The 2,106-nt window shown below is 67.6% G+C and carries 1 protein-coding gene; it reads right to left on the bottom strand.

Annotated elements, in window-relative coordinates; genetic code table 11:
- Window positions 1-60: 60 nt before the first annotated feature.
- Entirely contained in the window at window positions 61-1,659 is a 1,599-nt protein-coding gene (locus tag GCN75_RS29945) for a methyl-accepting chemotaxis protein (protein ID WP_319633314.1), read from the bottom strand.
- Window positions 1,660-2,106 lie beyond the last annotated feature (447 nt).

The following is a 2,106-nucleotide window of genomic DNA, read 5'->3' on the forward strand; positions in this document are numbered from 1 at the left end:
CCCGGCGCCGCGCGCGCCACAGCCCGACGCAGCCGAGCCAGAACCTTGCCAGGCGCGCCACTAGGCCAGCAGGCGCGGCACGGCCGGCGCGCTCCGGCGCGGCAAGGTGTGCGCGGGCCCCTGCTGCAGGCGAAATACGCTGACCACCTGCAGCAGCTTCGCCGCCTCGCCTTCCAGCGATTGCGATGCGGCCGCCGCTTCCTCCACCAGGGCGGCGTTCTGCTGCGTCACTTCATCCATCTGCAGCACCGCCTGGCTGACCTGGCCGATGCCCGTGCTCTGCTCGGCGCTGGCGGCCGTGATGTCGGCCACCATCTGGCTCACGCGCCCCACGGCCGCCACCACTTCCTGCATGGTGGCGCCGGCCTGCGCCACCAGGGCCGCGCCCGCATCGACCTGCACGGTGGAATTGGCGATCAGGGCGCGGATGTCGCGCGCCGCCGCCGCGCTGCGCTGCGCCAGGTTGCGCACTTCCGTCGCCACGACGGCAAAGCCGCGCCCCTGCTCGCCCGCGCGCGCCGCTTCCACGGCCGCGTTCAAGGCCAGGATATTCGTCTGGAAGGCCAGCATGTCGATCACGCCGATGATGTCGGCAATCTGCGCCGACGATGCGCTGATGGCGTCCATGGTATGGATCACCTGCCCCACGGCCTGCCCGCCGGCGCCGGCGATGTTCGCCGCCTCGACGGCCAGCACGCTGGCATGGCGGGCATTGTCCGCATTCTGCTGCACCGTCGAACTGAGTTCCTCCATGGCCGACGCGGTCTGTTCGAGCGAGCTGGCCTGCTCCTCCGTGCGCGAGGACAGATCGATATTGCCGGCCGCGATCTGCGACGAAGCCGTGGCGATGGTGTCGGTGCCGCTGCGCACCTGCTGCACGATGTCGAGCAGGTTGCCGTTCATGATGCACAGCGCGTCGAGCAGCTTGCCCGTTTCGTCGCCGCCATGGCGGCCGAAGGTCGACGTCAGGTCGCCGGCTGCCACGGTCTGCGCCACCGTCAATGCGTGGTGCAGCGGATGGACGATGCTGCGCGTGACCAGCCAGGCGGTGACGAGCGAAAACAGCACGGCCAGCGCGCTCAGCGCCAGCATCATGTTGCGCGCCGTCGCGTATTCCGCGCGCACCTGGGCGCCCGCCTCCTCCATCAGGTCGTGCTGGTGCGCGATGAGGCTTTCCAGCGCCGCCATGTAGCGCAGCTGGTCGCCGCGCACCGTGCCGAGCAGCAAACTGGTCGCCTCGTCGCGCGCGCCCTCGTCCAGCAGGGCCAGCACCTTGTCGCGTCCGCCGTTGAACGTGGCGCGCGCCTGCGTCACGGCCGCCATCAGCGTGCGGCCCTGCGGCGACAGCACCACCGTGTCCAGCTGGGCCAGTCCTTTTTCCGTCTCGCCGCCCGCCCTGGCGATGGTGGCGCGTTCCTGCGCCAGCTGCTGCGGCTCCGTCATCAGCAGCAGGTTGCGCGAGGAGCGCGCGATGATGTTGACATTCTTGATGATGTCATTGGCCAGCACGGTTTTCGGATATTTATCGTCGATCACGTCGCGCATGCGCAGCTCCAGGCTGGACAGGCGCAGCATGCCCAGCGCGGCAGTGGCCAGCAGCAGCAAGGTCAACAATGCAAAGGAGCAGCGCAGGCGCGTGCCGATTTTCATATTTGCCATCTTTTTCGCATCCTTCAGTGTGGTGCATCGGTCATCGCGCCGGACTCGCATGCAAGGCTGACGGCAATGGCTGCCGCCTGCCACGAATGGCCGGACGCAGCAGGCGGAGGGGTCAGCCGGGATGTGGCCGAGGCGGGAACAAGGGTGGTACGGCAGGCAGTGTGAGTTATCTCACAGGCAATGTCGCGTTAAGTTTTGAAAAGATTTGCTTAGATGGCAAAACAGCTATTTATATAACGCTGTTTTTTTAGTAAGTAGTAACCGCAGTACGGTCGAGGGCATGCCTGTAAAAACGGCCGCGCAAGGCGGCCGTCGCTATCGCGCACGCTGGCGCCGTCAGCGCGTCAGAACACTTCCCATTCGTCGTCGCGCGGCGCGCTGCGCTGCGGGGACGGCACGGCGCGCAGGGCCGGACGCCCCCCGTTCGGACGCGATGCGGGACGCGGC

It is taken from the genome of Janthinobacterium violaceinigrum (genome assembly GCF_009208555.1).
In the GTDB taxonomy this organism is placed as follows: Bacteria; Pseudomonadota; Gammaproteobacteria; order Burkholderiales; family Burkholderiaceae_D; genus Janthinobacterium; species Janthinobacterium violaceinigrum.